General features: G+C 56.8%; 23 protein-coding genes. 10 read left to right on the top strand and 13 right to left on the bottom strand.

What is annotated here, in order from left to right; all coding sequences use genetic code 11:
* Positions 1–16: 16 nt before the first annotated feature.
* Positions 17–1,498: a M81 family metallopeptidase gene (locus V6582_RS22615; protein ID WP_337739278.1), complete on the top strand. Its 1,482-nt coding sequence runs from the start codon at positions 17–19 to the stop codon at positions 1,496–1,498.
* A gap of 1 nt (position 1,499) precedes the next feature.
* Positions 1,500–2,600 carry a D-TA family PLP-dependent enzyme gene (locus V6582_RS22610; RefSeq protein WP_156632246.1) on the top strand — a complete coding sequence of 367 codons (1,101 nt, stop codon included), beginning with the start codon at positions 1,500–1,502 and terminating at the stop codon, positions 2,598–2,600.
* A gap of 26 nt (positions 2,601–2,626) precedes the next feature.
* On the opposite strand, the gene V6582_RS22605 is transcribed toward V6582_RS22610, so the two are convergent.
* The 5 genes from V6582_RS22605 to V6582_RS22585 form a co-directional block, all read right to left on the bottom strand.
* Positions 2,627–3,760, bottom strand: a complete 1,134-nt coding sequence (locus V6582_RS22605) for an ABC transporter ATP-binding protein (RefSeq protein ID WP_337739277.1) — start codon at positions 3,758–3,760, stop codon at positions 2,627–2,629.
* Between the two features lie 103 nt (positions 3,761–3,863).
* Positions 3,864–5,066: an ABC transporter substrate-binding protein gene (locus tag V6582_RS22600; RefSeq protein ID WP_420360192.1), complete on the bottom strand. Its 1,203-nt coding sequence runs from the start codon at positions 5,064–5,066 to the stop codon at positions 3,864–3,866.
* Between the two features lie 77 nt (positions 5,067–5,143).
* Positions 5,144–5,998: a carbohydrate ABC transporter permease gene (locus V6582_RS22595; protein WP_337739282.1), complete on the bottom strand. Its 855-nt coding sequence runs from the start codon at positions 5,996–5,998 to the stop codon at positions 5,144–5,146.
* A 2-nt stretch (positions 5,999–6,000) separates the two neighbouring features.
* Positions 6,001–6,885: a carbohydrate ABC transporter permease gene (locus V6582_RS22590; RefSeq protein ID WP_012654454.1), complete on the bottom strand. Its 885-nt coding sequence runs from the start codon at positions 6,883–6,885 to the stop codon at positions 6,001–6,003.
* Between the two features lie 9 nt (positions 6,886–6,894).
* Positions 6,895–8,076 (bottom strand): Gfo/Idh/MocA family protein, encoded by a 1,182-nt coding sequence (locus tag V6582_RS22585; protein ID WP_156632242.1) that lies wholly within the window; start codon positions 8,074–8,076, stop codon positions 6,895–6,897.
* A 434-nt stretch (positions 8,077–8,510) separates the two neighbouring features.
* On the opposite strand from V6582_RS22585, the gene V6582_RS22580 reads away from it, so the two are divergent.
* From V6582_RS22580 to V6582_RS22565, 4 genes are read left to right on the top strand one after another with little or no spacing between them, the layout of a single operon-like run.
* Positions 8,511–9,263, top strand: coding sequence for a GntR family transcriptional regulator (locus tag V6582_RS22580; protein ID WP_156632241.1), 753 nt, complete (start codon positions 8,511–8,513; stop codon positions 9,261–9,263).
* 28 nt (positions 9,264–9,291) lie between these two features.
* On the top strand, positions 9,292–10,314 hold the full coding sequence (locus V6582_RS22575) for an SIS domain-containing protein (protein WP_156632240.1): 1,023 nt from the start codon (positions 9,292–9,294) through the stop codon (positions 10,312–10,314).
* Positions 10,311–11,513: an N-acetylglucosamine-6-phosphate deacetylase gene (gene nagA / locus V6582_RS22570; RefSeq protein WP_156632239.1), complete on the top strand. Its 1,203-nt coding sequence runs from the start codon at positions 10,311–10,313 to the stop codon at positions 11,511–11,513. Before V6582_RS22575 ends, nagA begins: the two co-directional genes overlap by 4 nt.
* A complete protein-coding gene (locus V6582_RS22565; RefSeq protein WP_156632238.1) occupies positions 11,510–12,418 on the top strand; it encodes an ROK family protein in 909 nt (302 codons plus the stop codon). The genes nagA and V6582_RS22565 overlap by 4 nt, the downstream gene beginning before the upstream one ends.
* Before the next feature lie 27 nt (positions 12,419–12,445).
* Here V6582_RS22565 and V6582_RS22560 read toward each other — a convergent pair whose 3' ends face one another.
* Positions 12,446–12,628: a hypothetical protein gene (locus tag V6582_RS22560; RefSeq protein ID WP_156632237.1), complete on the bottom strand. Its 183-nt coding sequence runs from the start codon at positions 12,626–12,628 to the stop codon at positions 12,446–12,448.
* A gap of 62 nt (positions 12,629–12,690) precedes the next feature.
* On the opposite strand from V6582_RS22560, the gene V6582_RS22555 reads away from it, so the two are divergent.
* Entirely contained in the window at positions 12,691–12,828 is a 138-nt protein-coding gene (locus V6582_RS22555) for a hypothetical protein (protein ID WP_156632236.1), read from the top strand.
* A gap of 454 nt (positions 12,829–13,282) precedes the next feature.
* Positions 13,283–14,005, top strand: a complete 723-nt coding sequence (locus tag V6582_RS22550; protein ID WP_156632235.1) for a TetR/AcrR family transcriptional regulator — start codon at positions 13,283–13,285, stop codon at positions 14,003–14,005.
* Positions 14,006–14,030: 25 nt separating this feature from the next.
* Here the strand turns inward: V6582_RS22550 and V6582_RS22545 are convergent, their stop codons facing one another.
* Both V6582_RS22545 and V6582_RS22540 read right to left on the bottom strand, forming a co-directional pair.
* Entirely contained in the window at positions 14,031–15,407 is a 1,377-nt protein-coding gene (locus V6582_RS22545; RefSeq protein ID WP_156632234.1) for a sigma-54-dependent transcriptional regulator, read from the bottom strand.
* The gene (locus V6582_RS22540) at positions 15,404–17,275 is read right to left on the bottom strand and encodes a sensor histidine kinase (protein WP_420360191.1); all 1,872 of its coding nucleotides are present in this window, start codon (positions 17,273–17,275) and stop codon (positions 15,404–15,406) included. Before V6582_RS22540 ends, V6582_RS22545 begins: the two co-directional genes overlap by 4 nt.
* A 231-nt stretch (positions 17,276–17,506) precedes the next feature.
* Between V6582_RS22540 and V6582_RS22535 the strand changes: the two genes are divergently transcribed.
* Positions 17,507–18,841 (top strand): dicarboxylate/amino acid:cation symporter, encoded by a 1,335-nt coding sequence (locus V6582_RS22535; RefSeq protein ID WP_156632233.1) that lies wholly within the window; start codon positions 17,507–17,509, stop codon positions 18,839–18,841.
* Between the two features lie 75 nt (positions 18,842–18,916).
* Here the strand turns inward: V6582_RS22535 and V6582_RS22530 are convergent, their stop codons facing one another.
* Positions 18,917–20,344, bottom strand: a complete 1,428-nt coding sequence (locus V6582_RS22530) for a family 16 glycosylhydrolase (RefSeq protein ID WP_156632232.1) — start codon at positions 20,342–20,344, stop codon at positions 18,917–18,919.
* Positions 20,345–20,520: 176 nt separating this feature from the next.
* Entirely contained in the window at positions 20,521–21,210 is a 690-nt protein-coding gene (locus tag V6582_RS22525) for an NnrU family protein (protein WP_156632231.1), read from the bottom strand.
* Between the two features lie 299 nt (positions 21,211–21,509).
* On the opposite strand from V6582_RS22525, the gene V6582_RS22520 reads away from it, so the two are divergent.
* Positions 21,510–21,959 carry a pseudoazurin gene (locus V6582_RS22520; RefSeq protein ID WP_156632230.1) on the top strand — a complete coding sequence of 150 codons (450 nt, stop codon included), beginning with the start codon at positions 21,510–21,512 and terminating at the stop codon, positions 21,957–21,959.
* 113 nt (positions 21,960–22,072) lie between these two features.
* On the opposite strand, the gene V6582_RS22515 is transcribed toward V6582_RS22520, so the two are convergent.
* The 3 genes from V6582_RS22515 to V6582_RS22505 form a co-directional block, all read right to left on the bottom strand.
* Positions 22,073–22,789, bottom strand: a complete 717-nt coding sequence (locus V6582_RS22515; RefSeq protein WP_156632229.1) for a Bax inhibitor-1/YccA family protein — start codon at positions 22,787–22,789, stop codon at positions 22,073–22,075.
* 95 nt (positions 22,790–22,884) lie between these two features.
* Positions 22,885–23,730, bottom strand: coding sequence for an anti-sigma factor family protein (locus V6582_RS22510; protein ID WP_156632228.1), 846 nt, complete (start codon positions 23,728–23,730; stop codon positions 22,885–22,887).
* Positions 23,714–24,313, bottom strand: a complete 600-nt coding sequence (locus V6582_RS22505) for a sigma-70 family RNA polymerase sigma factor (RefSeq protein ID WP_156632227.1) — start codon at positions 24,311–24,313, stop codon at positions 23,714–23,716. The genes V6582_RS22510 and V6582_RS22505 overlap by 17 nt, the downstream gene beginning before the upstream one ends.
* Positions 24,314–24,428 lie beyond the last annotated feature (115 nt).

The following is a 24,428-nucleotide window of genomic DNA, read 5'->3' as shown; positions in this document are numbered from 1 at the left end:
GATTGGAGGCCACTCCGTGCGCATTTTTACAGCCGCCCTTGCAACGGAAACCAACACGTTCTCGCCGATCTGCATCGACCGGCGTGCTTTCGAGGCTTCCCTTTACGCGCCACCCGGGCAGCACCCGGCAACCCCAACGCTGTGCACAGCGCCAATCACCGTTGGCCGGGAGGTATGCGGCCAGAAAGGCTGGGTGCTGATTGAAGGCACCGCGACCTGGGCCGATCCGGCCGGGCTCGTCAATCGGCAGACCTATGAGAGCCTGCGCGACGAAATCCTCGATCAGTTGACGGCAGCACTTCCCGTCGATGCCGTCGTGCTCGGCCTGCACGGCGCCATGGTGGCGGATGGCTATCTCGACCCGGAAGGCGATTTCCTGAGCCGCATCCGCGCCATTATCGGGCCGGATGTGCTGCTTGCCGCAGAACTGGACCCGCATAGCCACCTGACGGGCAAGCGGGTTGAGGCGGCGGATGTGTTCGTTGTCTTCAAGGAATTTCCCCATACCGATTTCGTTGACCGCGCTCACGATCTCTGGCGGATCGTCGTTGATACGCTGGAAGGCAGCATTACCCCCGTCATGTCGGTGTTCGATTGCCGGATGATCGATGTCTTCCCGACGTCGCGCCAGCCGATGCGCGGTTTTGTAGACAAACTGATGCAGATCGAACAGGACGATGCCGATGTCCTGTCGCTCTCGGTCATTCACGGGTTCATGGCAGGCGACGTGCCGGAAATGGGGACGAAAACCATTGCCATCACCAATGGCAAGGCCGAAAAAGGCCAGATGCTGGCCCGCAGCCTTGGCCTTGAACTGTTTGAAAAACGCGGCACGTTCATGATGCCGCAGATCGACGAAAAACAGGCCGTGGCAGAGGCGCTCGCAAATCCATCCGGGCCTGTCGTGATTGCCGACATGTGGGACAATCCCGGCGGCGGCACGGCGGGTGATGCGACGGTCCTGCTTGAGGAACTTCTGGCGCGGGGCGCAACCAATACAGCGGTCGGCATGATCTGGGACCCAATTGCCGTGCAGATTTGCATGGCCGCTGGCGAAGGAGCGGAGATCCCGCTGCGCTTTGGTGCGAAATCCGCGCCGGGAACCGGCAACCCGATCGATGGATTGGTGAGGGTGGTAAAACTCGTACCCAACGCAGAAATGCGGTTTGGCGAAAGTGTCGCCCCGTTTGGCGACGCCGCTCATATCCACCTGAACGGTATCGACATCGTGCTGAGTTCCGTTCGCGTGCAAAGCTACGACCCTTCGCTGTTCACAGCACTCGGTATCGATCCAACCTCCAAACATATCCTTGCGATCAAATCCACCAATCATTTCTATGCGGCATTTTCGAAGATCGCCTCGGAGATCCTTTACTGTTCAGCGGGATCACCTTATCCCAATAATCCGGCCACCAACCCTTATCGGCGCGTTCGTCGCGATATCTGGCCGATCATTGCCGACCCTTTCAACCTTGCCCAGGACACGGAGACTGCCTGAGATGAACCGCCCAATTGACAGACCAGGTCCAAGACCCGGCGATACGGTTCTCTCGCTGTCGACCCCGCTGCCGCTGATTGACGAGAATCGGCTTACCGCCAATATCGCCCGGGTTCAGTCCTATATGGATGCCCACGGCCTTGCCTTTCGCCCGCATATCAAGACCCACAAGATTCCGGCCCTGGCGCGCCAACAGCAAGAGGCAGGCGCTACCGGCATCAATTGCCAGAAAATCACCGAGGCCGAGGTGTTTGCCGATGCCGGGTTCGAGGACATATTGATTACCTTCAATATTCTTGGGCCTGAAAAGCTCGTGAGACTTGCTGCCCTGAATGAACGGATTTCCGGCCTGAAGGTGGTGGCCGACAGCATCGTGACCGTGGAAGGCCTTTCAAACTATTTTGCAGATCGCAAACCTTTGACCGTGCTGGTGGAATGCGACACCGGTGCGGGACGCTGCGGGGTGCAGACACCATCAGACGCGGTTGGCCTGGCACAAGCGATTTTCGCCAGCAACACACTGCGGTTCGGTGGAGTGATGACATATCCCAAAGCTCACACCGAGCTGGTGGTTGAAAGCTTTTTTGCCCAAATCCTCGCCAGCCTTGCCACTCTCGGCATTGCCTGTCCTATTGTCTCAAATGGTGGGACGCCAAGCCTGTTTTCCGCCCATCTCGTGCCATCGGCAACCGAACATCGGGCTGGAACCTATATCTATAGCGACCGGAGCATGGCGAAGGCAGGGCACGGCACGCTTGACGATTGCGCCATGCATATCCTAGCCACCGTCGTGTCACGTCCGACACCGGACCGCGCCATTCTGGATGCCGGCTCCAAAGCGCTGACATCCGATCTGCTCGGCTTTAGCGATTATGGCTTGATTGTCGACTACCCGGATGCCGTCATTACCGGCCTGTCCGAAGAACACGGCACCGTCGATCTGTCGAAAATTACCGGCAGACGGCCAGAGATCGGCGAGAAAGTGTGGATCATTCCCAACCACACCTGCGTGGTGTCAAACCTTTACGACATCATGACATTTCACCGGGATGGTGTGGTGACGCGGGTGGAAGATGTGGCGGCACGCGGCCTGGTCTGGTAGCCGCGCTTCCGCCTATTCGCCTGCCCTTATTCCTGAACCGCCTTCAGCGCATCCGGCAGCGTTTCCGCCTGCCAATTGATATGGCGTTCCAGCGCCTCACCATCGGCATCGAACAGATGGCAATCGCTGGCCTTGATCGCCGTTGTCATGGGCTGGTCTGGCTGAACGGGCGCAGATCCTGGGAAGACCGCGCAATAGGGTTCACCACTCGCCAAGGACGCATAGGCGATTGTGCTGGCACCGAGCCGCTCGACGACACTGGGGATCACGGTAATGGAAAAATCGCCTTTGCCGAGCGCCAGATGTTCTGGACGAATGCCAAGCGTCAGGTCCTGCCCCAGCATATCGGGACGCCCGGTGACAGGAATGGTCAGCATCCGGCCTTCATAGGCAACGGTAACGCCATCCGGCCCGACACCCTTGCAGGAAACCGGCACGAAATTCATCTTCGGATTGCCGATAAACCCGGCGACGAACAGGTTTTGCGGCTTGTGGTACAGCTCCAGCGGCGCCCCCACCTGGGCAATATTGCCGCCATGCAGCACGACGATCCGGTCGGCCATGGTCATCGCTTCGATCTGGTCGTGGGTGACGTAGATCATCGTTGCTTTCAGCTGCCGATGCAGCCGCGTCAGCTCGATGCGCATGTCGGCACGCAAGGCTGCGTCGAGGTTGGAAAGCGGCTCATCGAACAGGAAAATCTTCGGCTCGCGGACAATGGCCCGGCCAATGGCCACACGCTGGCGCTGCCCACCGGAAAGCTGGCCCGGCTTCTGCTGCAAGCGCTGATCGAGCTGCAAAACCTTGGCCACCGCATCGATCTTTTCATGGATCTGCGCCTCGGGCATTTTCTCGACCCGCAGCGGAAAAGCAATATTTTCAAACACCGTCATATGCGGATAGAGCGCATAGGACTGGAACACCATGGCAATGCCGCGCTCAACCGGCGGCAGCGCATTGACCCGTGCCCCATCGATAACGATATCGCCGCTGGTGGTATCGTCCAGTCCGGCGATCATCCGAAGCAGCGTGGACTTGCCACAGCCGGATGGGCCGACGAAGACCATGAATTCGCCGTCCTTGATGTCGAGCGAGACGCCCTTGATGACATCGAAATGGCCAAAGGATTTGACGACTTTGTTGAGATAAAGCTGGCCCACCGCGCTGCGTCTCCATACCAACCGGCGACCAAACGGCGACCGGCAAAATTCCAAACAAAAACCGGCTGCGAACCCGTATGATCCGCAGCCGGAGCCCCGATGATTACTTGTACTGGTCGATAGCAGCCGACGCCTTTTTCAAGGCATCCGCAGGTTCGGCCTTACCCGTGACGACAGACTGAACCATTTCGATCATGACGTTTTGGAAACCCTTGTAATCCTTAAACAAAGGCTCCGGACCACCGAAGGCGATGCCATCGATGAACGGCTTCCAATAGGGCTTGTCCTTGATCAGTTGATCGACCTTGGCGGAAGGACGAAGCGGCGTCAGGCCGGAATCGGTCGTCAGCTCGTATTCTTCCTGCGGTTCTGGCGAGGTAATGTATTTGGCAAATTCGGTTGCCTTGTCCTCGACACCGGAGCCCTTGAAGATTGCCAGGCTATCGGTGATCAGCAGCGTGCCGGGACCCTTGGCCGAAGGACCGAGCGGCAAAGTCGTCACGCCCCAGTGGATATCGGTCTTCAGCAGGCGATAAGCGGCACCCGTGCTGTTCTGGATCATGCCGGCCTTGCCGTCGAGGAAGATAGCGCGGATTTCGTTCTGCTCGTAGGCGGTTGCCCCTTCAACCGAATAGGGGGCGATGTCCTTGTAGGCCTGAAGCGCTGCCAGCACTTCCGGGCTGTCCATGACGATCTTGCCGTCCTTGTCCATCACCTGACCGTTATTGGTATAAACCCAATGCATGAACTGGTGCATGGTGTTGTCGAACGTCTTGGCTGGCATGCCATAACCGGCAATACCGGTCTTTTCCTTGATCTGCTTGGCAAAGGCAATTTCTTCGGCCCAGGTCTTCGGCGGGGTTTCCGGGTCAAGACCGGCTTTCTTGAACAGGTCCTTATTCCAGAACAACGCCTTGGTGGAGAAGGCAATCGGCACGCCCCACTGGGTATCGTCGAAGGTCACGGTATCGACGATATTCGGATAATAGCTCTTCTTTTCGGCGTCCGTCATCGGCACCTTGACGATCAGGTCGTTCTCGGCGAACTCCTTCAATGTGCGCGAACCGACATAAGCCATGGCAACCGGCGTTCCGGCGGCAGCCAAGGTAGTGGCCTTATCCTGGCACTGTTCCCAGCCGACCACTTCCGGCGCAATCTTCCAGCCGGGGTTTTTGCCTTCCCAGACCTTGATATATTTCTCATGCACCGGATCGATCTTGTCGCCGCAATAGATCCAGCTGATTTCCTTATCCGCAGCAAAACTCGACAGAGCCGAGCTTGCCAGCAGCGCCAGAGCGCCCGCCATGATGGTCAAAGTATGTTTCATCGATGGTTCCCCTTTGTTGACGTTAAACGTTTCTTGGTCGTCTTGAAACCGGTTGCCTACTTGACTGCACCCGCCGTCAGGCCGCTGACCAGATAGCGTTGCAGGAAGAAGATCATGATCATCGCCGGCGCAATACCGACGAAGCTTGCGGCCATCAGCTCATTCCAGATCACTTCCTGACGCCCGAAATAGGCAAACAGGCCAATCGGCAACGGCATATATTCCGTCTTCGAGTTGAAGGTCAGCGCGAAGATGAAATGCTGGGCATAGGCGGTAATGAAGGTGGTGATGCCGACAACCGCAATCCCCGGCATGGCAAGCGGCAGAACCACGCGCCGGAACGTATAGAAATAGCTGGCCCCATCCACATAAGCCGCTTCCTCAAGCTCCCGTGGAATCCGCATCATATAAGTTCTCAACAGCCAGATAGCCGTCGGGATCAGGAAGGCGATCAGCGGCACGATCAGCGCGAAATAGGTGTTCAGCATCCCCGAAATGCGCATCAGCCGAAAGATCGGAATGAGCAGGACCGCGCCTGAAAACATGTTGACGGCAAGGAAGGTTCCCAGCAACACGCCCCTGCCCCGGAATTCGAAACGGGCAAAGGCGTAGGCTGCGGGAACGACGAGCAGCAGAACAACCACGGTTGCAGTGATCGAGATGAAAAAGGAGTTGAAGATATAGCGGCCAAAGCCCGGAACATGGTCCCACATGGTTCGGTAGGCTTCGAATGAGCCATTTTCCGGCCAGAATCGATAAGGCGACGAAAACAACTGACTGAGCGGCTTCAACGACACCAGGAACCCTTCCACGAAAGGCGCCAGCACGAAGGTCAGAAACACCGCAATACCGCAATAGATGCCGATGATTTCATACCATTTGTAGCGATTGATCATCGCCTGCCTGTTGATGCTCATCGGGAATGCTCCTGCGAAAGGCGGCTGGTGACGCGGAAGTAGAAATAGCTGAAGATCGACAGGAAGATGCAGATCAGCACGGCGCGCGCCGCCCCTTCACCGTATTTGTAAGACCCAATCGCCGTCTTATAGGTATCGATAATCATCGTCGTCGTGCCACCGCTTGGGCCGCCACGGGTCAGAATCCAGATGATATCGAAGGAGTTGAAGGTGGAGATCAGCGAAATCATCGACATGGTAATCATCGCTGGCATCAGCAGCGGCAGGGTGATGCGGCGGAACCGGTAGAACCGCCCGGCCCCATCCGTCCAGGCTGCTTCATGCAGATCCTGCGGGATCGCCTGCATCGCCGCCAACAGATAAAGCGTCACCATTGGCACGCCGATCCACACATCGGTGAAAATTGTCGCCCAGAACGCCGTCGATCCATAAGCGAGGAAGGCAACCGGGCCATCGACCAGGCCAACACGTTGCAACATGCCGGAAATCATCCCGAACTGGCCGTTATACATCCAGCCCCACATGAAAATGCCGATAGCCATCGGCACGATCCAGGGCGGCATGGTCAGGATGCGAAACAAGGTTCGCCCTGGCACGGCAGTGTTTAGAAGCGTCGCGCCGAACGTGCCGATAATCATCTTGAACAGCACGGAAAAGAACGTCCACACGAAGGTGCGGATGATGACGTCTGCGAAGGTGGCGTTGAAGATCTTGTTGTAATTATCCCAGCCAACCCAGTTCGTCACCCGTTTCAATGACGCATCGGTGAAAGACAGGATGAAAGTATCGACCAGCGGATAAGCAACGATGATGGCGATATAGATGGTTGCTGGCAACAACAGGCACCAGGCGAAGAAAACAGCTCTGCGTTTCGCCTCCATGACCATCCCCTATGCCGACTTTGCAGGGGCGGCGGACGCCTCGCCATGCAGGCAGGCATCGTAACGCGCCCAGACAGGCGCGAGATCCACCACCTTGCGCTCGGCCCGGGCCTGATCCAGCGCCAGGGCCAGAATACCGGCCTCAATGGCATCGAGAGCGGAAACCGGTTGCTTCGCTCCGGTCTCGATAAAGGCCAGCACATCGGCTGCCATTTGTTCGTCGGCGCCGTAATGCTGCGACTTCTCGGAAGGCGCGCTATAGGTCTTGGCAATGACCTTGTCGTTGTTACGGGCATTATGGACATCGAGGAAGCCGCGCACGAAATCACCCTCAGCCATGCCCTTCGAGCCGATCACGCAGAAACGGCGAAACTGATCGGGCACATTGAGATTGGTGTGAAACGTCATCGCCACGCCATTCTCATATTCGATGATCGCGGTCTGGTAATCGATAATGTCGGCATCGCTATCAAAGACCTTGTCGGAGCCCAGCCAACCGCTTGGTTTGCGGTGATAGACTTCCATGTCGTTAACGCCATCCTGCTCCGGCGCATTTTCCGGAATGAAACTCTTGCGACCACCAAAGCTGGCGACGAACCGCGGCCGAGCGCCAACAACACCGTTGTAAAGATCAAGATCGTGGCAGCATTTTTCCAGCATGAATCCGCCGGTATAGCGCCCGTAACGGCGCCAATCGCGCATGAAGAAGGCGCCATGATAAGGCTCGATATGCTCCGACGCTTCAATGGAGACGACATTGCCGAGCAGGCCATCCGCCTGCGCCTGGCGCAAATCGCGGTAGAGCGGCGAATAGCGAAGAACGAGGCCGACCAACAACCGGTCATGACCATAGGTATGCAGAAGCGAGGCGAGTTCGAGGCTTTCCTCGATGGAAATTACAATCGGCTTTTCAGTAAACACCGTCAAACCGGCCTGAAGCCCTAGACGGATATGCTGAAGGTGCAAATGATTGGGAGAGCCGATCATCAGCAGGTCGAAACCGCCTTGCGCAATCAACTGCTCTGGCGTCTCATATGTCTTGCCGGGCGATACACCCAACTCAACCAATCCAGGCAGACCTGCCGGATCAGGATCGACATAGCCGACAATTTCGAAAGACGGATCGATCTCACTGAGCACTCGACCGAGATAACCAAGCCGGAAACCAAGCCCGATAATGGCGACTTTCATGCTGGAACTTTCCCCGTTCACGTAATTTATTTTCTTGAGACTGCGAATTTTCGGCGGTTTCGTCAATAGAAAAAGCAATTTTCCGCAAGGTCGTGAAATTTATTTTCACATTTCGAAATGACCGCCCCAAACCCTTCACAGTTTCAGCATCGTTTTCGTTCGCAGCCCGGGGAACACTGGTTCGACGAGCTATGCACGATTGTTCCATTTATTTATTCTTGTTAATGAATAATACCAAAAAAATGCCAATCGTCCAGACGGAATGATAATTTCCCCTATTTTTTGAGGGAAATATCTGTTTTATCAGCGCAATTTGCAGTGGCGCGCTGATCCTTGAGAAGACCAATGAAACATTATTGCCAAATTGGTATTGCCTTGGTACTGTAATCAAAAAATAACCATAGGCATTCTGGCTAGGATATGGGGAGCATGACATGCAGACGGATGTGCTTGCTTTTGCGAGCCTGCAATCCAGCCGAGGCGGCCCGCTTTATATCAAGTTGAAGACGCTGATCGAAGATGCCGTCGAGGCCGGACAGCTTAAGCATGGCGACGCCCTGCCAGCGGAGCGCGACATTGCCGAGGCAGCAGGTATCAGCCGCGTCACGGTGCGCAAGGCAATAGACGATTTGGTTGTTGAAGGTCTTCTGGTTCGCCGCAGGGGCGCTGGAACCTTTGTCGTCAAGCCCGTCAAGCGCATGCAGCAACCGCTGACACGGTTGACATCCTTTACCGAGGATATGGCCCGGCGCGGCATGGTCAGCGGATCACGTTGGCTGGAGCGCGGCTTGTTTTTGCCGACGCCGGAAGAAACCATGGCGCTTGGGCTTTCTGGAACGGCCCGAGTAGCACGGCTGGTGCGGCTGCGCACCGCCAGCGACATGCCGATTGCGCTGGAACGCACCAATCTGCCGGATGATCTGTTGCCGGACCCCTCCCGCGTTGAGAACTCTCTCTATGCAGCACTTGGCAGTGTCGGGATTAGACCCGTGCGCGCCAATCAGCGCATTTCGGCAGTCATATTGACGGATGAAGATGCCAAACTGCTCGGCATGCCGCCGGGCTCTGCCGCGCTTTCGGTGCAGCGGATCGCCTATCTGGATACAGGCCGGGTGATGGAAGTGTCGCGAGCGCTATACCGCAGCGACGCCTATGACCTGGTTGCGGAATTGACCATCGGCTCCTGATCGGAAGCCGCAGGATAAGGAAAATACGATGACGACAACCATGCGCCAGGAAATAAACGAGATTCCACAGGCGGTCAGCAGGCTGCTTAACGATAGCCGTGCGAGTTTGGAACAAGCGGGCGCGGCGTTGCGCAAGCGCGATCCGGCGGTGCTGGTCACCATTGCGCGTGGCTCTTCCGACCATGCCGCCCATTTCCTGAAATATGCTGTCGAACTGGAACTCGGCATCGTCGTCGCCTCACTCGGCCCGTCCCTCGCCTCGATTTATCAGGCGCCGCTGAAACTGGACCGGGCGGCAGCACTTGCCATCTCGCAATCCGGGGCCAGCCCGGACCTCGTGGCGCTCGCCAAGTCTGCCGTGGCAGGTGGGGCAACGACAATTTCGCTGCTTAATACCATTTCTTCACCGCTGGCGACAGCATCCGACATCGCCATCGACATTCAGGCCGGACCGGAAATTGCCGTCGCGGCCACCAAATCCTTTGTCAATTCCATCGTCGCCGGCCTGTCATTGATCAGCGTCTGGAGCGACAATGCCCGCTTGGCAGCCGCAGTTAATGCTCTTCCCAACCATCTGGAAAAAGCGCTGAACCTGGATTGGAGTGGCTTGGTCGAGGTGTTGAAAGACGCCGATTCGCTCTACATGCTCGGGCGCGGCCCGACACTGGCCATTGCCTGCGAGGCGGCACTGAAATGCAAGGAAACCTCTGAACTGCATGCGGAGGCCTATTCTTCGGCTGAAGTGTTGCATGGTCCGGTCTCCCTGGTGTCTGCGAATTTCCCGATCATCGCCTTTGCCGCCCGGGACAAGGCGGAAGCGTCGATCGCCGCCACGGCCAACGGACTTGCCGCCAAGAACGCTTCTGTGTTCCTGACATCCTCCTTGGCAAAGGAGGCAAATCATCTACCTTTCATCGAAACCGGCCATCCGTTGACCGATGCGCTGGCATTGATTGTACCCTATTATGGTATGGTGGAATCACTGTCGCGCGCCCGGGGCCTTGATCCAGACAAGCCCGCCGCCCTGAAAAAAGTAACGGAAACCCGATGATCTCGTCTCTTACGGCTCCCTCCTCTTTCGCTGTGACAGGAGGCCGGATCTTCGACGGCGTGCGGTTCCATGACGATCAGGCTCTGATTGTCGATCAGGGGCGGATCGCTGATATAGTCTCCGAAAATGCCGTGCCTGCCGCCCTTGCCAGGGTCGATGCAGGCTCTGCTCTGGTCGTGCCTGGCTTTATCGATCTTCAAGTCAATGGCGGCGGCGGGGTGTTGTTAAACAACCAGCCGGATCTGGACGGTATCCGGACGATTTGCGCCGCCCATGCGAGGTTTGGCACCACGGCACTGCTGCCGACATTGATTACCGACCGCCCTGCCTTGCGCGATCAGGTCTTGAGCCTTGGCCGCCAAGCTGAGGCCGAACAGATCCCCGGCTATCTTGGGCTTCACCTGGAAGGTCCGCACCTTTCGCTGGCGCGCAAGGGCACCCATGATCCCGCCCTGATCCGCCCCATGAATGATGATGATCTGGCAAAGCTTATTGCCGCTGCCGGCACATTTGGCACTGCACTGATCACCATTGCGCCGGAAAGCGTTACCCCGCAGCAGGTCAAAGCCCTGCGAGCAGCCGGTTATCACATCAGCCTTGGCCACACGGATGCAAATTGCGCGCAGATTGGCGCCTATGTCGAGGCGGGCGCGACACTCGTCACTCATTTGTTCAATGCTATGAGCCAGATGGGCAATCGCGAACCCGGCCTTGTCGGAGCAGCCCTTTCTTCAGAAACGCTGTCCTGCGGGATTATCGCGGACGGTTTCCATGTCGATCCGGTCTCGATGGGAATAGCCCTTCGCGCCAAACGCGGGTCTGGACGGATTTTCCTGGTCACCGACGCCATGTCGAGCATCGGCACCGACGAAACTGGCTTCATGCTGAATGGTCGCCCGGTCTACCGGCAGGGAGGGCGACTGACTTTAGCCGATGGAACCCTTGCTGGTGCCGATATCGATATGCTGTCCTGCATTCGGTTTGTTCATGAAAAGCTTGCAACAACGTTTGAGGAAGCGCTGAACATGGCGTCGCTTTATCCAGCCCAGGCGATTGGGTGTGAGACGAAAGGCCAGCTTGCGCCGGGCAAGGACGCCGACTTCCTGTTGCTCACCCCGCAACTCGATCTGGTTTCCACCTGGATCGCTGGAACATGCGTTCATAGCACAGCAACAAATTCCGAGGCCCGGCGCGCATGATCGTCTGTTTCGATATTGGCGGAACCGCCATCAAGGGCGCGATTGCCTATTCGCCTGAGGATATCCGTCCCTTTCCACGTCAGCCGACGCCGGGGCAGGATTTCGATGCATTTGTCGGCGTTATCAGGTCAATCATTGCCGAAGCGGGAGAGGTGCCAAGCTGCGTGGCAATTTCCATCTGTGGCATTATAGATGTGGATAGCCGCCGCGCTGTCGTCGCCAATATACCCTGCATCCATGGCCGTTTACTGCAACACGATCTGGAAGAGGCCCTGGACCTGCCTGTGCTGATTGCCAATGATGCCGATTGTTTCGCGATCGCCGAAGCCGGATTGGGCGCGGGGCGCGGCCACCGTGTGGTGTTCGGCGTTATTCTTGGCACAGGCGTCGGCGGCGGACTGGTGGTCGATGGCAAACTGATCAATAGCGATGGCGGCTTTGCCGGAGAATGGGGTCATGGACCAATTGCAGCGACCGAGGTCGGCGAACCGCCCGTCACCATCCCTCGGTTTCAATGCGGCTGCGGTCAGAAAGGCTGTATCGACGCCATCTGTAGCGCGCGCGGCATGGAAAAGCTCCATACACACCTGAGTGGCGAAAACCGGAGCAGTGAGGACATCGTCAAGGATTGGGAAAGCAACGAGCCCAAGGCAAGCCAGACCATTGCGGCATTTGTCGAACTGCTTTCCAGTCCTCTGGCTCTGGTCGTCAACACGACGGGAGCAAACATACTGCCGGTCGGCGGCGGCCTGTCCAATGCGACCAGATTGGTTGAAGCCATCGACTTAGCCGTCAGGGCCAGGATCTTGCGACGATTCAACTATCCTATCGTGGTTCCCGCGCAATGCCGACTTGAGCCAGGCCTGATCGGGGCAGCCTTGCTGGGGCTTGCAAGGCCGAATTAAACCCTGCCTTCAAATCCCCTTTTCCTGTCAAATACCCACAATCATAGCCGCGACAAACAAGAAGGCCGCGGCGCAAGCAACAAAGGGAACTGCCTCGGCAATCTTTTCACGAAGGCCAATCGACTGGCCGCTGACAGGCTGCATGGCAGAGTGAGAGGCTCCGGCACTGGCCGAGACGGCATCAAGCATCAGACGTTCAACAATACTCATCACAGCCTCCTTCACAAAACATGCGTTTACAAAATCGGGAAAAAACCACCGAGGAGAATTGCATGGCAATTCTTGCGCTCTTCCCGAAGCTTTTGCTCCTGCTCGGCATATCGGTCCTTGCCGGACTGATCGCTAACTGGGTTGCCGCTCCAGAACCTCGACAAAAACGAGATTTTCTTCGCCTCCGGGGTTTTCACTGACGTCTCCACACGAGGCTTCTGTGTATGGCCCTCACTGCGCGATTTTCCGTCTTCAGCCAGATCGAAGGGAACCCGTGTCAACCCAAACAGGTCGTAAGAAAACATATTTACAGCTATCGGCATCGTCACCCCTTTGAAAATTGCAGGACGTCCGTCCCGTTTATTTTCACTCCAACGCTACTCAATGGTGACAGCGACGCGCGTTTTCGTCAATATAGTCTATAAAATTACTATTCTACTTTTACAGGTAAATAGAGAAATTTTGTTTTCAAAACATCGAAAAGCCTAAAAGATCCTGTCGAGATCGGCGTACCCGCATCTCAGCCGATCATTCGCATCGTATTCACAGCCTCCAATCACAATTTACAGACTTTGCATGCACGTAATTAACCGACGCAATGTATTTCATGTAAATCTAATTTTCTATTTCAAAATACCATGAAGTGAGATTCCCATGACAGGCCAGCGGCTGGAACAGATTTTCGAGGAAGGGCCTGATCCTGAAGCGGAAAGCCCAGCCCCAGTGCAGTTCCGTCAGGGGCGTATGATCCGCCATCCCGATGCGACCCGGGCAATCATTCTGGATGCCGCCATTCAGGAGTTTGCCGCCAAGGGTTTCGCAGGCGCCCGGGTGGATGCCATCGCGTTGCGTTCGAAAACCAATAAACGAATGCTCTACCATTTCTTTGGAGACAAGGAGGGCCTTTACGTCGCGGTCCTCGAGGTGATTTTCACCAATGTCACCGCTGCGGGAAAAAGCCTTCACCTGTCGCGCCGTCAACCGCTTGATGGCATACGTGAACTGGCTTTGCACACCTGGAACTATTTTCTAACCCACCCGGAATTCGTCAGCCTGCTTGCCACCGAAAACATTCTGAAAGCTGAATATTCGAGCCGGTCCAAGACCATTCCCTCGACCCATGGTCCGCTCCTTGCGGAAATCGAAAAGCTGTTACAGCGGGGCATCGAGCAAGGCCTCTTTCGTGCCGATGTCAATCCGGTGACGGTCTATATGACGATTGCCGGGCTAAGCTTCTTCTACATCAACAATCGCTACACATTGGCACTCAATCTTGACGCGAACGTCTGGCAACCAACGGCTATCGACGCCTGGGGCGAACATATTGTGACAGTGACGCTGGCATTTCTCGCGCCGGCAATCATACCCGGCACCTGACTGCCCTCATCACATTGTTGATTGCTCAGCCTTCCTCTCCACCCGCAAATGCCTTGCGGACAATGCCATGACGCTGAAGTTTGTCGTAAAAGGTCTTGCGAGGAATTTTCAGAGCCTCGATGGTTTTGCGCACATCGCCCTCATAGTGGCTAAGGGTCTCGCGCATGATATCCGCCTCATAGCGATCCAGCCGCTCCGGCAAGGATAAACCAGGTAGATCGGCGGCAACGGCACTCCCACCACCCGTCTCCATATCTTCCAGCCCCAGAACGAAGCGTTCGGCAAAATGCGTCAATTCACGCACATTGCCTGGCCAGTCATGGTCCCGCAAATAACGCTCGACACCGGCTGACACCGGCGGTGGCTCGCGGCGGAACCGGCCCGCGGCCCGCTCGATGAAATGCGCAAACAGCAGCGGCACGTCATCACGGCGGTCGCGCAACGGCGGGATGGTCAATGTCACCACATTCAGGCGATAATACAGGTCTTCGCGGAATTCACCGCGCTGCGCAGGGTCACTCAGATCGACTTTGGCCGCAGCAACCACACGCAAATCCACCGGCCGCACTTCGTTAATGCCGAGTGGCGAGACTTCCCGCATTTCCAGCACCCGCAGCATCTGCACCTGGGTCGCCGCAGGCATGCTCTCGATTTCATCGAGAAACAATGTGCCGCCGCTGGCATGTTCAATCCGGCCAATCCGCTTTTTCTGCGCACCGGTAAAGGCACCGGCCTCGTGGCCGAACAACTCACTTTCGATCATGCTTTCCGGCAGAGTGCCGCAGTTCAAGGCGACAAAATTACCCTTCGCGCGGCGGCTCCAGCTATGCAGCAGGCTGGCTACTACTTCCTTGCCACTGCCGGTTTCCCCCGTCACCAGCACATCGACGTCGGTATCGGCAATCTGGCGCAAAGTGCGCCGTAACCGTTCCATCGCCGGAGTCTGGCCAATCAGCGGCAATCCGTCCTGTGCCGCATCGGCCACCTGGCGCAGCTTGCGATTTTCCAGTACGAGCCGTCGCATTTCAACGGCGCGATGGACGCTTTGTTGGAGCCTGTCGGTGGCAAAGGGCTTGGTGATGAAATCATAGGCCCCGTCCTTGATCGCCTGTACCGCCATGGCGATGTCGCCATGGCCCGTCACCAGAATGACTGGCAAATCGGGGTCCAATGCCTTGACCCTGCTGAACAATTCCAGGCCATCGATATCAGGCATGCGGATATCGGAAACGATGACGCCGCGAAAATCACTGGAAATCCGACGAAGTGCCTCCAGCGGCGCTGAAAAAGCCTGAACGGAAAATCCCGCCAGTTCAAGGGTCTGCCCTGTTGCCGCCAGCAGATCGCGATCATTGTCGATCAGGATGACATTATTGGTCGCCGTCGCCTGCGCTGACGTCATGATATATCCGCTTTCAAGAGATGGATGGTGAAACATGTTCCGGATGGCGTGCTCTCGACGCCAATCCGTCCGCCATAATCACTGATGATGTCACGGGAAATGACTAGGCCGAGACCCAGGCCTTTTTCCTTTGACGTGGTGAAGGGGGTAAAAAGCAGACGCCTGATGTCCTCTGGAATGCCCGGTCCGTTATCCTCGATCGTCACCACCACATCCTGCTCGGTCTCTTGAACCGAGACCTCGACCCGGCCGTCGCTGCGATGCTCCAACGCCTCGAGCGCATTCTGCAGAAGATTGATCAGAACCTGCTCCAGACGAACCCTGTTGCCTTTCACGGTCAGATCCGGCGCGACGTCGGGAAGGGAAAGCGCCTCCAGCCGCCCCGCGAAACGGCTGCGCAGCAGCATGACAGCCCCCTCGATCGCCGCTCCAAGCGGCACTGGCTCCGGCGCGGTTCGGCCCTTGCGGGCAAAAGCCTTCAATTCTTCGGTGATCGTGCCGATCCGCTCCGTCAGCGAGGCGATGGCGCCAAGATTGCTGTTTGCCTGTTCCGGCTGGGCACGTTCCAGAAACACCCTGGCATTTTCGGCGTAGGCCCTGATCGTGGCGACCGGCTGGTTTATTTCATGGGCAACGCCCGCCGCCACCTGCCCCAGGATCGCCAGTCGGTTGGCTTGGACCAATTCCTGCTGCACACCTTGCAGGCGCTGTTCGGTGGTCTTGTGGCCAGCGATCTCCAATTCCAGCCTGTCTCGGGCCTGTGAAAGATCCCGGGTTCGTTCATCCACCCGCCGCTCCAGTTCCAGCTGGTCGGCCTCGACCCGCGCAAGGCGGATCACCGTTGCCTGCCGCCGCCAAAGAACCAGCGAGACGGCCAGAAAAAATGGCGCCAGCAGGGCCAGGGTCAGCAGTCGCCATTCCCGCATCGATGCCGCGATAGCTGGTTCGGTCGGGACGAGATAATTGAGATGCCAGTTGGTGGTCGGCACCGCGACCGAGAGATCAAGGTAATCAGCGGGTATGGCGCCGGGAAAAACCGTACGCACCAGAAGCTCATCCGGTATGGCGCTGCCTGGCACCTGCTGGGCGCGATTGATCGGCAAGGCCTGCAAAGGCGCATCGCCGAACTGCAAACTGTTGCGTATTTGGATCAATTCCTCTGACTGCAACGTCGATAATGTCATGAAGCGCCAGGATGGAAGACTGGAAATCAGCACCACCCCATTCCCGTCGGTGACAAAAGCCGCTCGGCCTTCCTCTCGCCAATCGCTTTCCAATTGCGCGAACTCTGCCTTCACGACCACAACCCCCAAGGGGGCATTAACCGGACCGACACGCCTTGAAATATAGAGGCCTGGACGCTTGCTAATGTTACCGAGCGCGAAATGTTCGGCGGCACCGACTGCCATGGATCGACGAAAATAGTCTCGAAAAGAATAATCGACACCAACAAAGCTCACCGGCTCGCGCCAATTGCTGGAGGCAATGGCATGTCCTGTGGCGTCCGTGACGTAAAGAACCGAAGCACTTGTACCGGCAACCAACCGCTCGAGCTTGTCGTTCAACCGTTCCGTCGCGGCCGCTGTGCGCAGGCTCAAGGCATCGACAACCTGCTGATCCTCCGACAAGAGCAGTGGCAAGGAGCGCGGCCTCTCCAACACCGCCCGCAGGAAGGCGACCTTGAGATTGGCGCTGGTGCGCGCCTGCTCGGACAAATCCTCCAACGCGGCATTGCGGGCGTAAAGGCCAATCAGATAAAGCGCCAGGACTGTGACCACACAGGCAAGAAAGGCCAGCAGAAGCCATGGCTTTCTCGGGCGCCGGGCATAGGCCGGGCTGGCTCTGGGCTTGTCGTGCGTCATAATCATTATCGACTTTGTGCATTTTTCCGCACAACGCACAAGGCGCTGAGCGAAAGATCGCGCGAAAATCCGCCATGGATCATGGCTGAAACGCGGCTTTTCAAAGGCTTGCCGCGAAGCGACATTCTGGCACGGCGATTGCATTGACGAAACCGAACATCGGTGTCGATGTTGACACGTTGCATAAGCTCCCGGGAGGCCGATGTCATCGGTTGGGAGCACCTACCGGAGGATCCGATGCATATTTCTACCACCACCGCCCCACAGGGCGGCAAGCTCCCATTTTACCGCCATCTGTATTTCCAGGTTATCGTTGCGATTATCGGCGGCATTCTGCTCGGTCATTTTTACCCACAAACGGGCGAATCTCTCAAACCGCTCGGCGACGCTTTCATCAAGCTCGTCAAAATGGTTATCGCGCCTGTTATCTTCCTGACCGTGGCCACCGGCATCGCCGGCATGTCCGACCTGAAGAAGGTCGGTCGCGTTGCCGGCAAGGCAATGATCTACTTCCTGTGCTTCTCCACGCTGGCGCTCGTCGTCGGCATGCTGGTGTCGAATATCCTGCAACCCGGCGCAGGCATGCACATCAATCCGGCTACGCTGGATGGCAAGGCTGTTGCCAGCTATGCCCAGCAGGCCCATGATTCGACGATCACCGGCTTCCTGATGAACATCATCCCCGACACCATTGTCGGCGCTTTTGCCAAGGGTGACATTCTCCAGGTCCTGTTCTTCTCGGTGCTGTTCGGCTTGGCCCTGGCCATGGTCGGCGACCTCGGAAAGCCGGTCACCAACTTCCTACAGGCTTTGACTGCGCCGATCTTCAAGCTGGTCGCTATCCTGATGAAGGCCGCGCCCATCGGCGCGTTCGGCGCTATGGCCTTCACTATCGGTAAATACGGCATTGGCTCGATCGCCAACCTGGCTTTCCTGATCGGGACATTCTACCTGACGTCGCTGCTGTTTGTTCTCGTCGTGCTGGGCGGCGTTGCCCGCTATAACGGCTTCTCCATCCTGGCCCTGATCCGCTACATTAAAGAGGAACTGCTGCTGGTACTGGGGACATCGTCTTCCGAAGCTGCCCTTCCCGGCCTGATGGCCAAGATGGAACGGGCAGGCTGCAAGCGCTCGGTTGTCGGCCTGGTCATTCCAACCGGTTATTCCTTCAACCTTGATGGCACCAACATCTACATGACTCTGGCAGCCCTGTTCATCGCCCAGGCGACGGATATCCAGCTTTCGCTCGGCGACCAGATCCTGCTGCTGCTGGTAGCGATGCTCAGCTCCAAGGGTGCCGCAGGCATCACTGGCGCTGGCTTCATTACCCTGGCTGCAACGCTGTCCGTTGTTCCTTCGGTCCCCGTCGCCGGTATGGCGCTGATCCTCGGTATCGACCGTTTCATGTCCGAATGCCGGGCACTGACCAATTTCATTGGCAATGCCGTCGCAACCGTGGTCGTCGCCCGCTGGGAGAACGAACTAGATCAGACACAGTTCCAAGCCGCCATGGCAGGTGAATTGCCGGAAGAAATCGATGTCGTGGCCGAACCGGTTCCAACGGCCGCCTAACACATTGTAACGCGCAAACACAACAAAGCCCCGGCTGGATCAGCCGGGGCTTTTTGTTTCCGCAATCAAGCCGGATTAAAGAAGGTGGTCGGCCGTCGTTGTCGTGGTGGCCGCGTGTTCGTCAAGGGAGTAGGCCTTGATATAGTCGATCTTCATCTGCGAGCCATCGCTGAAATCCGAACTGCTCGGCGTACCCGCCATTCCGCCGACCGCCAGATTGACCACCATATACATCTCTTGATGCATATCGGCGGGCGTATCGGTTTGATGAACGGCGACATCATCGACATACCAGGTCAACTTCGATTCCGTCCATAATACGCCGTAGGTGTGGTAGCCTTCCGTATCGGTGTAAACGGTGGTGGCATCTGATGTGTTGGTCCCGCTGGCATTGCTATGAGCCGTCACGAAAATTTCGCCCTGGTTCTGACCGCGCATTTCCACCACATCCAGTTCCGGCGGCCAACTACCATTGGTGGGCAATAACCAGAAGGCTGGCCATGCGCCTTGGTCGTCTGGCATATCCGCGCGGATTTCGAAATAACCGTAGGTCTGACCGAAGGTGGTTTCGGTGCTCAGCATTCCCGACGTATATCCATAGCCGTTGATCTCGCTCTGGATCTCGGTCGACGCGACCGCCGCCGTGATGGTCAGTGTGCCATCAGAGACGGAAAACGGGTTAACGGACGACGTGCCCGCGTAGGACGGATTGATATACCATTCCAACTCGCTGTTATCGGTCAGCGTGCCACCGTTGGAGGCAAACCAGCTATAGCCGGTATCCCATGTTCCGCTTGTGCCGTTATGCAGGGACAGACTGTTGAAATCATCGGAAAATGTCTGGGTGAGATGCGTGCGATCCAGGGTCAACTGAAACTGGTCAGAGGTAAAGCCGGAAATCAGCGTATTGCTGAACAAGATGCTTTCGCCATTGCCGAGATCGAGCGAAACATCGCTTCCATTCTGGGTCATATGGCTTTGCACAGCCGTAAAATCTGAAAAATCGTAATTCTGCAAACGCACGGTATCGTCGCTGGAAAAATCAGTGATCCTGTCGCTGCCATTACCACTGCTGAACACGAAGGTATCGGCACCGCCTCCGCCAATCAGCACATCGTTGCCACCATAGCCGTCAATGGTTTGGCTGCCTGTACCACCAGTGATGATATTGTTCAGACCGTTGCCGAAAGCGTAACGGTTGTCGCCAGTGACGACCAAATTCTCGATGCCGTCGCCTAGCGTGTAACTCATCCAGGTGTTGACGGTGTCGACACCTGAACCGCCTGTCTCACTGGCATGGTTGAGGCTCGAATAGAGATAATAGACATCATCGCCCGAGCCACCATTCATGGTGACATTGACCGAGCTATCCCCATACATCGCGTCGTTGCCGCTTGATCCATTCAGCGTCAGGCCACTTCCCGTTGCTGAATACCAATGAGTGGGATCGCCGCTATAATAAAGCGCCTCGCCCAAGCTGTTGAGAAGATATTTGCTGGCCATGCGAACCTCTTTCAGTTGCAGTCAACACTCTCCCGTTGACCCACTATAGGACTCTATTCGCCGAGAGCCAATCAATCTTTCCCATAATGGTAATGTTTTTTCAATCCAGGAGGCCTTAAATGAGCCAATTCGACTGATTTCGAAGCGACCGTATCAAAACAGGACAATCGCCTTATTTAAACCCCGTAGAGCGCCAGCAGCAAGGGATCGACACCGAACAAGACTTCATGGAAAGCAAACAGCAAACCGAAGGTACCAGTTGCGGTCAGGACAAGCGCGAACAACATGTCGCCGTCCATACGCAATCTGGCCCGGCCAGACAGAATGGCGGCAAAGGGCAGAACTGACGTTGCGGCGCCCAGCTCAGGCCCGGCTGCCTCGATAATTTTCCGGCTGCGGCGCTCTAGCACCGCTATTCCAACCAGCGAGAAAAGTGAAAATCCCCCGAATAGAATAACGCCTCGCATTTCGCCATTCGGGAAAATATGACCGAAAGCCCAGAGGAAAAATCCCCACAAAACCGGATGACGGGTTATCGAAACGATGGCACCAGGCTTTCGCCCTGACCTGAAGGTCACAGAATATGGGTTGGGGCTGATCAAACCGCACACCACCAGAAAAAGACCGATCGGCACGAGCACCAGCGTCAGCCATGCCTGCCAGGCCCTATCCATCCACAGCGCCACATCATCGGCTTCCATGAAGGCGTAGAATATCCAGACCAAACCTGCCAGCGACAGGATCGAATAAAGAACCATATAGGTCGTCCGACCCAGACGGGACACGAGCCGACCTTTGATGCTGGGTATTGCCGGAACAGAATGCATCAACACAAAGCAGATCAACGCCAGGACCAGGTTAGCCATGCAACCATCCGGTAATGTAGACGTCAATGAACGACAGCAAACCACACACTCCTAAGGCCGAGGCCGCTGCACCATGACCATAGGCAACTGCAAGACCCAATCTGGACCTAAGCAACTCCCAGGCTTTTTGATAGCACGTCCCTTTTCAAGGAAACCGCATTCCACTTTTCCCGGATAAACTCAAGCCAAGCCCCTACCTTTTGAGGGTCACAAATGCGCGATTTGCGCAAGATCAAAGTGATGCCGCATCCGGTGATTTAAAAGCGTGAGCGAAGAGACACAAAAGAGAGTGAAACACCATGCATATCGCCTTGAAGCGCCTCGCCGCCCTTACCATCATCGGCGCGATGTCGACGGCATCGGCCTTCGCCGCTGATTACGAAATCCATATGCTGAACAAGGGGGCCGATGGCACACCCATGGTGTTCGAACCAGCCGCGTTGAAAATCGCTCCTGGCGACACCGTAACCTTCATCCCAACCGACAAGGGACACAGTGCCGAAGCCATTACCGGCCTAGTGCCTGAGGGTGCGGAGGTCTTCAAAGGCAAGATCAATGAAACGGTGAAGGTGACATTTACCCAAGCCGGTGCTTACGGCATCAAATGTGCACCGCATGTTGGCATGGGCATGGTGGCTGTTGTGGTGGTCGGCGACGTTCCGCCCGCCAACGCTGCTGCCTTTGCGGCCTCGACCCTGCCCAAAAAAGCCAAGGATAAATTGCTGGCTGAACTGGATACCCTGCACTGAAAACCGACTGCGCAGGCCGAAAAGTCGCTATAAAAACAAAGCCGCCGATCCCTCAGGACCGGCGGCTATTTTGTCTTCAGTCCGTGTCAGCGAAGACTATTCGCGTTCAAAGACTATTCCCGTTCACCGGTGAAATTCAGCAGAAGCTGGAAGATATTGACGAAGTTCAGGTAAAGCGACAGAGCGCCGAACACTGCCAGCTTTTGGCGCGATTCCTGATCGATATTCTCGGCATATTGCTCCTTGATATTCTGGGTGTCCCAAGCCGTCAGGCCGACGAAAACCAGGATACCGATTACCGAGATTGCAAATTGCAGGGCGCTGGAGCCGAGGAAAATGTTGACGATAGAGGCGATCACCACGCCGATCAGGCCCATCATCAGGAAGGAGCCGAATTTCGACAGGTCACGCTTCGTGGTATAGCCGTAAAGGCTCATGGAGCCGAACATGGTTGCGGCGATGAAGAATGTCCGGGCGATGCTTGTGCCGGTAAAGACCAGGAAGACTGAGGCCATCGACAAGCCCATGACCGCACAAAACGCCCAGAACGCCATCTGCGCCGCACTGGCCGACATGGTCTGGATGCGGAAGGAGAAGAAAAACACGAAGGCGAGCGGCGCCAGCATCACCACCCACTTCAGCGGCGACTGGAAAATCGGCACGTAAAGCGCGGGCGTCGAGCCGACGATAAACGCCACAATACCGGTGATGACAAGGCCAAGTCCCATATAGTTATAGACGCGTAGCATATGCTGACGCAGGCCCTGGTCGAACAAGGCCCCCGCCTGCGCCTGCGCGCCAAAGGGATAATGTTTATTCACAGGTTCCATGATCGAGATCTCCTCTTGATGTTCAAGCTGACAATTGATGTCACGCCGTAAGTCATTGCAGGCGCGCCGTTTTTTGATGCAGCACCAACCCGATTTCAGTAAAGCGTCCTGGCAAGCTGGCCCGCCACGTCTGTCAATTCGTCGCCCGAGCGGTCCTTGGACACCAGCGCATAAGCCACCTCGCCGATTTGCCAATAAGCCGCCTTTGCACCATCCGTCTGAGCGAGCGTGACATTCTGGACAGCGAAGGAGCCCGTGCGGGCGGCAAACAACGTTACCTCCGAGCCCCGCTTCGGCTTGACGGCGATTTCAACACTCGGTCCGTAAGCCGAGGGGAAAATCTGGCTATCGGCAATCGTCCAATTGCTGGGCAGATCCGGCATGACGATGCCAGTCGCAGAGCGAATTTCCTTGCGGTCGAACATTGGCGCCCCGGATTGGCCCTGGCTCCCTAGACCCTGCGTGACCTGATGAGGATGAAGACTTTCGCGCAGCAATGTCGTTTCATGGGCTTGCAATGCTTCGCGCACGAAGGCAGGCGTCGGCACGGAGGCGATGACCTGTGTGGCCGCAAATGGATTGATAACGGAATGCGCGACCCAACCAACGCCGATAAAAATCGCCACCGCAGCCGCCCGGCGTAGCACTGTCATACGGCCTGCATGCATCAAAGCCTGCTCCAGCCGGCGGGCAGCATCCCGGGTTTCCGGCCGCGCCACGCCCAAATCAAGCCGCGCCGCGCCCGAATCGAGCGCCATTCGGTCATGGGCCAGCCCCAAGCGCAACTCGTCGCGCACGCGCAGATCAGCCATCATCCGCGCCGCTGCATCGGGATGCCTGGAAAGATAGGCCTCGACCTCAATCCGCCGCTGAACGTTCAGTTGATCGTCGATATAGGCCTGTAGATCGAAATCCAAAATCGGATCAGGATGGTGTGTCATCGGAACCTCCAACGATGCGAAGGCCAGCCGGTTTCGAGCCGCCCTGCCCTCTCTGGGCTGGTTTCTCAATCGGTGGCGGTAGTGCCCGCCGTCCCGCATCTGTCATTTCAAGATCGCGCAGCCGCGCCCGCGCCCGCGACAGCCGCGACATCAGCGTGCCAACCGGAATATCCAGAACCTCCGCAGCCTCCTGATAGGAGAGCTCTTCAATCGCCACCAGATGCAGGGCTTGGCGCTGCTCTTCCGGCAGGTCCAGAAAGGCCCGGCGCACCTGCGCCAACCGCACCACATGCTCCTGCTCGGCTCCTATGACCGGATCGACAAGATCGGCTGCCATCGCATCGCGTCTTGCCGCAGATCGCCTGCGTCGCAAGCTATCCACGTGGGTATTGTGCAGGATCGAAAACAACCAGTGGCGGATATTGCCGCCACGCCGGAAGCTGCTCTGATGCTCATAGGCCCTGACCAGCGCATCGTTGACGAGATCCTCGGCTTCATCGGCATTGCGCACGAGCGACAAGGCATAGCGCCTCAACGCTGCCAATTGTCCAATCACGTCAAAGGGGCCGGATCTGTTGTTCATACCCCTATATACGCAGGAGGAACCGTTGTTATTCCCGAGGACGAATAATTTTTTGCCGATCTTCCGATTCCGCGTGAAACCGTTGGCTTACCCGCGATCGCCAGCCAATTTTTCA

It is taken from the genome of Agrobacterium vitis, from assembly GCF_037039395.1.
Taxonomy (GTDB): Bacteria; Pseudomonadota; Alphaproteobacteria; order Rhizobiales; family Rhizobiaceae; genus Allorhizobium; species Allorhizobium vitis_E.
This window is presented reverse-complemented; position numbering and strand designations above follow the sequence as displayed.

Coding starts and splice junctions, on each gene's coding strand:
- nagA (WP_156632239.1), top strand. CDS start 10,311: ATGATCTCGTCTCTTACGGCTCCCTCCTCTTTCGCTGTGACAGGAGGC.
- V6582_RS22560 (WP_156632237.1), bottom strand. CDS start 12,628: ATGAGTATTGTTGAACGTCTGATGCTTGATGCCGTCTCGGCCAGTGCC.
- V6582_RS22520 (WP_156632230.1), top strand. CDS start 21,510: ATGCATATCGCCTTGAAGCGCCTCGCCGCCCTTACCATCATCGGCGCG.
- V6582_RS22600 (WP_420360192.1), bottom strand. CDS start 5,066: ATGGCGGGCGCTCTGGCGCTGCTGGCAAGCTCGGCTCTGTCGAGTTTT.
- V6582_RS22550 (WP_156632235.1), top strand. CDS start 13,283: ATGACAGGCCAGCGGCTGGAACAGATTTTCGAGGAAGGGCCTGATCCT.
- V6582_RS22540 (WP_420360191.1), bottom strand. CDS start 17,275: ATGATTATGACGCACGACAAGCCCAGAGCCAGCCCGGCCTATGCCCGG.
- V6582_RS22505 (WP_156632227.1), bottom strand. CDS start 24,313: ATGAACAACAGATCCGGCCCCTTTGACGTGATTGGACAATTGGCAGCG.
- V6582_RS22525 (WP_156632231.1), bottom strand. CDS start 21,210: ATGGCTAACCTGGTCCTGGCGTTGATCTGCTTTGTGTTGATGCATTCT.
- V6582_RS22575 (WP_156632240.1), top strand. CDS start 9,292: ATGACGACAACCATGCGCCAGGAAATAAACGAGATTCCACAGGCGGTC.
- V6582_RS22590 (WP_012654454.1), bottom strand. CDS start 6,885: ATGGAGGCGAAACGCAGAGCTGTTTTCTTCGCCTGGTGCCTGTTGTTG.
- V6582_RS22545 (WP_156632234.1), bottom strand. CDS start 15,407: ATGACGTCAGCGCAGGCGACGGCGACCAATAATGTCATCCTGATCGAC.
- V6582_RS22530 (WP_156632232.1), bottom strand. CDS start 20,344: ATGGCCAGCAAATATCTTCTCAACAGCTTGGGCGAGGCGCTTTATTAT.
- V6582_RS22515 (WP_156632229.1), bottom strand. CDS start 22,789: ATGGAACCTGTGAATAAACATTATCCCTTTGGCGCGCAGGCGCAGGCG.
- V6582_RS22610 (WP_156632246.1), top strand. CDS start 1,500: ATGAACCGCCCAATTGACAGACCAGGTCCAAGACCCGGCGATACGGTT.
- V6582_RS22585 (WP_156632242.1), bottom strand. CDS start 8,076: ATGAAAGTCGCCATTATCGGGCTTGGTTTCCGGCTTGGTTATCTCGGT.
- V6582_RS22555 (WP_156632236.1), top strand. CDS start 12,691: ATGGCAATTCTTGCGCTCTTCCCGAAGCTTTTGCTCCTGCTCGGCATA.
- V6582_RS22510 (WP_156632228.1), bottom strand. CDS start 23,730: ATGACACACCATCCTGATCCGATTTTGGATTTCGATCTACAGGCCTAT.
- V6582_RS22580 (WP_156632241.1), top strand. CDS start 8,511: ATGCAGACGGATGTGCTTGCTTTTGCGAGCCTGCAATCCAGCCGAGGC.
- V6582_RS22565 (WP_156632238.1), top strand. CDS start 11,510: ATGATCGTCTGTTTCGATATTGGCGGAACCGCCATCAAGGGCGCGATT.
- V6582_RS22535 (WP_156632233.1), top strand. CDS start 17,507: ATGCATATTTCTACCACCACCGCCCCACAGGGCGGCAAGCTCCCATTT.